The organism is Cyanobacterium stanieri LEGE 03274, from assembly GCF_015207825.1.
In the GTDB taxonomy this organism is placed as follows: domain Bacteria; phylum Cyanobacteriota; class Cyanobacteriia; order Cyanobacteriales; family Cyanobacteriaceae; genus Cyanobacterium; species Cyanobacterium stanieri_B.
This window is the reverse complement of sequence record NZ_JADEWC010000035.1, coordinates 24724-31154: the sequence shown is the minus strand read 5'-3', so window position 1 is coordinate 31154 and position 6431 is coordinate 24724. Positions and strand designations below refer to the sequence as shown.

Below are 6431 nucleotides of genomic sequence, written 5' to 3'. Positions count from 1 at the left end.
ACATTGAACATGATTTTAGTGCATTAAAAAGAGCAAGAATGTATAGTAATAGCGAAACAAGTTTAGATGAAATAATTTACAATTATTGTACTAGTTAAATGTCTCATTCTTATTTTGATTAACTATATGTTAATGATGAATAAGAATAGATGCGAAAGAGTCCATACGCCACAATTCATCAAGACGGTTAGCGGGAATTGTCAAGTAAAGAACATCATTTTCTTTTAGTTGAATATCTAATAATTGCCAACTATGAATATTTTTATTTTCTCTTGTTAGGTAAAGAGGGACTAAATCGGCTTGACTAGCGATATTTTTGATTTCTTGACCACAGAAGGGGTGATTGGGTGTAATCATAGTGGCAAGAGCTACCCAAAGTAGATCTTGAGTCATGCCATTGCCGAGAATTCTGCCTCCAAGAGCCGCGGCGGCAAAGGAGTGGGTTGCTAAGTCGGACGGGGATAGGACTGTTTCAAATTGAAATACGTCTTGAACTGATTGAGCAAATTGACTTTCTTGTACTCTTAAGGTTACGGGTAGTTGGGGGGCAAGGGCTTTGACAGTTAGGGCTATTTCTACGTTTAACATATCATTACTGGTTAATACTAACAAAGCGATCGCCCTTTGCACATTAGCGGTATTGAGGGTATCAGATAAAGTGGCATCTTCAACGATAATGGGTATGCCTAAAGAACGTACAGAATGAAGAAAACGATTATTGGGATCTGGTTCAATAACTACAACATCTTGCCCTTGACGGTGTAATTCTCGAACAATTTCAATGCCCACATTGCCTAATCCACAGATGATGTAATGATTTTTGCTGGGAATTTGTGCTACATCCCAAGATTGTTTGAGACGACTACCGAGGACAAAATCATTTATAAGAGCATAACAAATGCCGATGATTCCAGCACCCACAATCATCATGAGGGCAGTAAATATTTTAATTATATCTGGAGCATTTTCGGCTACTTCTTCCTTACCTCCTGCCCCTGTAATCATACCTACACTAAAATATAAGGCGTCAACGGGAGAAATGTTCCAATTGACAAAAACGTAAGTAAAGGTGGCTAGGAATATGAGTGATAATAGTACGAGGGTAACAACTATTACAGGACGGGCATATTGTTTATATTTACCGATATTGAGAAAAACCTTTAAGCATTTAAGAAGAAAACTTCTTGATTTATTATTTATTTTGGTTTTAGTGGCAACGATTAAATGATCCCCTAATTCGAGACTTTTACCCTCGATAACGGCGGAAACAAGATCAATTTCTCCATGTTTGGGTAAATAGTAAATTAACATTTGCTCGAGGTTATCCCAAAGCTCTGATAATTTTAACCCTAACCAAGGATGATTTTGATCAATTACTTGTTCTTGTAGCGCCCAAGTTTTATCTAATAATTTTAGATGCCCGATCGCCCTGTTTCCTGTGGCAGTAAAAGCAAAGATAGGGGCGGCAAGGGCTGGAACACTCATGGTAAAGTGATCGGGGAGGGTATTATCTAATCTCGCTCCTAAGGTACGATTGTAGAGACGGTTAATGATTCTAATTTTGGGATTAAGAGTTCGTGCTTGGGTAAGAATAGCCACATTTAAAGCATCGTCATTACTGGCTAAGACAATGGTATGGGCTTGGTTAATACCTGCCTCCATTAACACTTGGGGGGATCTCATATTACCGACAATGATATGATCATTTTCTTGGGTAGTTAAGGGGCGATCGCTAATTCCCACCACATTAGCCCCCTGTTGCTTTAATAAGTTATAAATCTTATAACCTGTTCTACCTAAAGCACAAACAATAATAAAAGGTTTCATTTTCAGTTGGAGTTAAAATTCGACCCATGGGAGAATGTACCCATTTGGTCACTCTTTTATTATCTCTTATGGGTTTAAATCTAATTGTGATTTTCTATACTAGGACTTGATGAAAAAAATACTTTGCTTAAAGTAGGAAATAAGGTGGGCTATGCCCACAATCGAATTACATTACCATACCACCATCAACATTAAATACTTGCCCTGTGATGTAATTAGAAGAAGTATCGGCAGAAAGAAAACGAATCATTCCCGCAATTTCTTCGGGTTTTCCATAACGGGCGAGGGGAATATATTTTAGAATTTCTTCGGCTTCTAATCCGCTCGTCATATCAGTTTCAATGAATCCGGGGGCAACGGCGTTGACGGTGACACCACGACTGGCAAATTCTTTAGCGAGGGTTTTGGTTAAGCCGATTACCCCTGCCTTGGCGGCACTGTAGTTAGCTTGTCCGGGGTTACCCATTTGCCCTGCCACAGAGGAGATATTAATAATTTTACCGCTTCTTTGTTTGAGCATCATTTTACTCACAGCCTTACAACACAAGAATACCCCTGTTAAATTAAGGTCGATCACTTTTTGCCAATCTTCCAATTTCATCCTTAACATGAGGGTATCACGGGTAATTCCTGCATTATTTACAAGAATATCTACCTTGCCAAATGCTTTGACGGCTTCTTTAAAAAAATTATCTACTTCTTCAGGGTTAGAAACATCAGCTTTAAGGGCGATCGCACTTCCTCCCGCTTCGGTAATTTCCTTTACAACCTTATCGGCGGCTTCACTATTACTAGCATAGTTTACCACCACGGATGCTCCTTCTTGGGCAAGGGCGATCGCACTTGCTTTACCAATACCACGAGAAGCCCCTGTAATAACCGCTACTTGATCTTTTAATCTCTGTAAATTACTAGGCAATAATTCCATCTATCTATATCGATTATCATTAAACTGCACGGATTAGTTTACCAGAAATGTTAGCCTAGAAGTAAACTATTGATCATTAATAATGTCTTTGTTGTCCCATTGATAGTCCATTCCATTAATATGGCTTACTATCCTTGATTAATAAGATCAGGTATTAGTTAACCTCAATTCGGAATAATAATCGTTGGTATAGTCAGATTGTAGGTTACAGGTGATGGGCAGTATGGGAGATAAGAAGTAAGGAGGATAATAATTTATACTAAATCCGCAAATCAAAATATACCTTCGTTCAATTTATTAACGATAAACTGTTAGCCTTGTAATTTATTGCAAGGGGAGGAATGATATAGTTCCTAAATCGAATTTGGTATGACACCCAATACCTGTCACCTTTACATATAAATTGTATTCCGAACTCAGATTAAGTTAGTAATTATGGGATAGATGTCAACTTAAATCAGATAACTTGACTATATATTCTACACCATTAATGTTAAACCTTTAAACCCTTACTAGCCAACCACTCAGAGTTATAAAGCCGAGACTGATAACGTCCCCCACCATCACATAATACCGTTACAATACGATGACCTGGACCTAATTTTTTAGCCACCGCCACCGCTGCGGCCACATTAATACCCACAGAGCCACCCATAAATAAACCTTCCTTATACAATAACTGATAGATAACCCTAATAGCTTCTTGATCATCGATTCTTACAGCATCATCAATAGGCACTCCCTCCATATTCGCAGTAATGCGACTGTTACCAATACCCTCAGTAATAGAGTTGCCCTCAGCTTTCATTTCTCCTGTTTTTACGTAACTATATAAACCACTACCCATGGGATCAGCTAAAATACATTTTACATAGGGATTTTGATCCTTCAAAAATAAAGATACCCCTGCAAAAGTTCCCCCTGTACCCGTAGCAGCTACCCAAGCATCAATTTTATGATCAGTTTGTTCCCAAATTTCCTTTCCTGTGGTTTCATAGTGGGCTCGACGATTAGCAAGGTTATCAAATTGATTTGCCCAGATGGCGTTGTCCATTTCCTCGGCGATGCGCCCCGATAGTTTAACGTAATTGTTCGGATCTCTGTAAGGTACAGCAGGAACGGCTCTCACCTCAGCTCCGAGGGTTGTAAGGGTATCCATTTTTTCTTGGGATTGGGTTTCGGGAATAACTATAATACACTTATAACCTTTAGCATTACAAATATGGGCAAGTCCGATGCCCGTGTTACCCGCCGTACCTTCTACCACAGTGCCTCCCGGTTTTAGTAAGCCTTTTTCCTCAGCTTCTTTGATGATATATAAGGCGGCCCTATCTTTCACCGAACCACCAGGATTAAGAAATTCGGCTTTTCCTAATATTTCGCATCCTGTTTCTTCACTGAAGCTATTTAAACGAATTAGGGGAGTATTACCAATAGTGCCGACGAAGCCTTCTTTAATATCCATTATGATGTAAGTTGCTTTTATCTTGATCTTTTCTAATTTTTCTATCTTACCGAAAAATGAATGGTCTAAATTATTGGGTATTGCTGAATTTAGATATGATTTTTGGTTTAGGTGGGGAATAGGGAATGGGCAATAGGCAACGGTGGAAATATTTTGAATACCTGACTATCACCATCATTACACTATGATTGTTGGTATTCGTATATATCTTCTATTAATTCTATCCAGCCCTTGGTAAGAGATTCTAAGATGCGATCGCCCTTATCCTTTGTCGCCACTGTCGCATCACCAATTACCCCACTTTTGCTCAACTCTTTTGTTATCCAAGGAAAAGGTAAACGCCCCTCAAGGGATAACAAACTATCCTTACCCAAATCCTTCCCATATTCCCTTACCGCCAAATTCATTTTTACTTGATGGGGCAAAAGAGATAACATCAAACTCGTTTCCGCATCCCCTGCATGAATCCCCTCCTTTCCTTCCCTCTCCGTCATCAAATCCTTAGTAATATGAGGTACACGCCAAGTAAAAAAAGGAAACACCAAAAAATCATGATGCTCTTGGTGCAAATCACGGCTAATAATATCTAATATCTGGGGTTGCCCTCCGTGGGAATTCATCAACACTAACTTACGAAACCCAGCCCGATAAATACTCTCTGCGGTTTCCCTCAATACCCTTAACAGAGTTTCCGCAGATAAACTGATAGTACCAGGAAAGTCTAAATGTTCGTTAGATTTTCCATAATACAGAGTCGGTAAAGCATAGGCTGGAATAGCAGGAGATAAACCCTCCAAAGCCTTCCCTAACACCCCCTGACTAATCGCCGAATCCACCACCAGAGGCAGATGGTGTCCATGTTGCTCGATCGCCCCTATGGGTTGAATTATAACTACATTTTCTTTATCGGACATCTGGTCAATTTCTTGCCATGTAAGATAGGCAAAAAAACGCTCTGGGGGAATAAAACCGTGAATCATTGTATTATTAGGAAATTAGGAAATAGGGAATAGTTTTTTCTATTATAATTATCCATTCTCCATTATCAATTATCAATTGTTGTCGTGAACTACTGGTTAATGAAATCTGAGCCGAGCGCTTATAGTATCGAAGATTTACAAAAAGAAAAAATAACTATCTGGGATGGGGTGAGAAATTATCAAGCTCGTAATATCCTTAGGGAAATGAAAAAAGGAGATTTAGCTTTTTTTTATCATTCCAATTGTAAACCTCCCGCCATTGTAGGATTAATGGAAGTAGTAGAAACCAATATAGTTGATCCTACCCAGTTTGATCGCACCTCAGACTATTTTGATGTCAAATCAACCCCTGAAAAACCCCGTTGGCATACAGTAAAAGTAAAATTTAAAGAACGATTTGCTCAACCATTACCCCTCGAAACCCTAAAACAAAAATTTAATCCCGATGATTTTTTGGTAGTTAAAAAAGGTAATCGATTATCCGTAATGCCCGTTAAAAATACCATTGCCCAAGAAATTTTCAACTTGACTAGAACTTTTTGATAGAAAAGTAAAGTAATGAGGGTAAGCAATGAATAATTGACAACGGATAATTAAATTATTATTACCTTTACTCCCCATCTGCCATACTTCTCATTACCTTAATACCTACAACTAAACACCATAAAATAGTTAATTTAAATCTGGATTAAATTCAGGCTTAATTTTAGTAGGAATAACTTGAATAATTTCTGCGACAATATCTTCCGTAGATTGTTTCTTGGTAACATAAATAGTTATATCAGCCTGTTGATAAAGACTTTTTCTTTCTTCTAAAATATTCCTTAATTTTTGAGTTAAATCAGTATCTTTTAATAAAGGTCTAGTATGGTCATTTTTCAATCTATCAACCAAAACATCTACAGGAACATCTAACCAAATTACCATACCATCTCGTAAATGAGCCCAATTATCTTTTTTTAAAACAATACCACCACCAGTGCTAATCACAGTATGTAAATAGCTAGAAACCTCTCCTAAAACTTGATTTTCTAAAGTCCGAAAAGCATTTTCTCCATCTTCTTCAAAAATTTTATTAATAGTTTTTTGACTAAGCATTTCTATGGTATTATCAGTATCTAAAAAACGATATTCTAACTTATGGGCAAGAAACTTCCCCACTGTACTTTTTCCAGAACCCATCATACCAATTAAGTATATATTTAAACCCCTTAATAATTTATTCATAAAT

6 protein-coding genes and 1 pseudogene are annotated in these 6431 nt (G+C 37.8%); 2 read left to right on the top strand and 5 right to left on the bottom strand.

Going from position 1 to position 6431, the window contains the following annotated elements:
• Nucleotides 1–98 (top strand): annotated as a pseudogene (locus IQ215_RS12715) (IS630 family transposase); the annotation flags it as partial.
• 31 nt (nucleotides 99–129) lie between these two features.
• On the opposite strand, the gene IQ215_RS12710 reads toward IQ215_RS12715, so the two are convergent.
• The 4 genes from IQ215_RS12710 to IQ215_RS12695 all read right to left on the bottom strand — a co-directional run bounded on the left by IQ215_RS12710 (nucleotide 130) and on the right by IQ215_RS12695 (nucleotide 5200).
• A complete protein-coding gene (locus IQ215_RS12710; RefSeq protein ID WP_193801788.1) occupies nucleotides 130–1827 on the bottom strand; it encodes a potassium channel family protein in 1698 nt (565 codons plus the stop codon).
• Between the two features lie 166 nt (nucleotides 1828–1993).
• Complete coding sequence (gene fabG / locus IQ215_RS12705; RefSeq protein ID WP_193801787.1) at nucleotides 1994–2755, bottom strand: 3-oxoacyl-[acyl-carrier-protein] reductase; 762 nt, start codon at nucleotides 2753–2755, stop codon at nucleotides 1994–1996.
• Between the two features lie 493 nt (nucleotides 2756–3248).
• Nucleotides 3249–4220, bottom strand: a complete 972-nt coding sequence (locus IQ215_RS12700) for a cysteine synthase A (RefSeq protein ID WP_193801786.1) — start codon at nucleotides 4218–4220, stop codon at nucleotides 3249–3251.
• 182 nt (nucleotides 4221–4402) lie between these two features.
• Nucleotides 4403–5200 (bottom strand): creatininase family protein, encoded by a 798-nt coding sequence (locus IQ215_RS12695; RefSeq protein ID WP_193801785.1) that lies wholly within the window; start codon nucleotides 5198–5200, stop codon nucleotides 4403–4405.
• Nucleotides 5201–5299: 99 nt separating this feature from the next.
• Here IQ215_RS12695 and IQ215_RS12690 point away from each other — a divergent pair, with 99 nt between their 5' ends.
• Nucleotides 5300–5743, top strand: a complete 444-nt coding sequence (locus IQ215_RS12690; protein WP_193801784.1) for an EVE domain-containing protein — start codon at nucleotides 5300–5302, stop codon at nucleotides 5741–5743.
• Between the two features lie 129 nt (nucleotides 5744–5872).
• Here IQ215_RS12690 and IQ215_RS12685 read toward each other — a convergent pair whose 3' ends face one another.
• On the bottom strand, nucleotides 5873–6427 hold the full coding sequence (locus tag IQ215_RS12685; RefSeq protein WP_193801783.1) for a shikimate kinase: 555 nt from the start codon (nucleotides 6425–6427) through the stop codon (nucleotides 5873–5875).
• Nucleotides 6428–6431: the final 4 nt, after the last annotated feature.

Bases quoted from the DNA above. Each gene is read 5' to 3' on its own strand.
- IQ215_RS12700 (WP_193801786.1), bottom strand. From the start codon at position 4,220: ATGGATATTAAAGAAGGCTTCGTCGGCACTATTGGTAATACTCCCCTA.
- IQ215_RS12710 (WP_193801788.1), bottom strand. From the start codon at position 1,827: ATGAAACCTTTTATTATTGTTTGTGCTTTAGGTAGAACAGGTTATAAG.
- IQ215_RS12685 (WP_193801783.1), bottom strand. From the start codon at position 6,427: ATGAATAAATTATTAAGGGGTTTAAATATATACTTAATTGGTATGATG.
- IQ215_RS12690 (WP_193801784.1), top strand. From the start codon at position 5,300: ATGAAATCTGAGCCGAGCGCTTATAGTATCGAAGATTTACAAAAAGAA.
- fabG (WP_193801787.1), bottom strand. From the start codon at position 2,755: ATGGAATTATTGCCTAGTAATTTACAGAGATTAAAAGATCAAGTAGCG.
- IQ215_RS12695 (WP_193801785.1), bottom strand. From the start codon at position 5,200: ATGATTCACGGTTTTATTCCCCCAGAGCGTTTTTTTGCCTATCTTACA.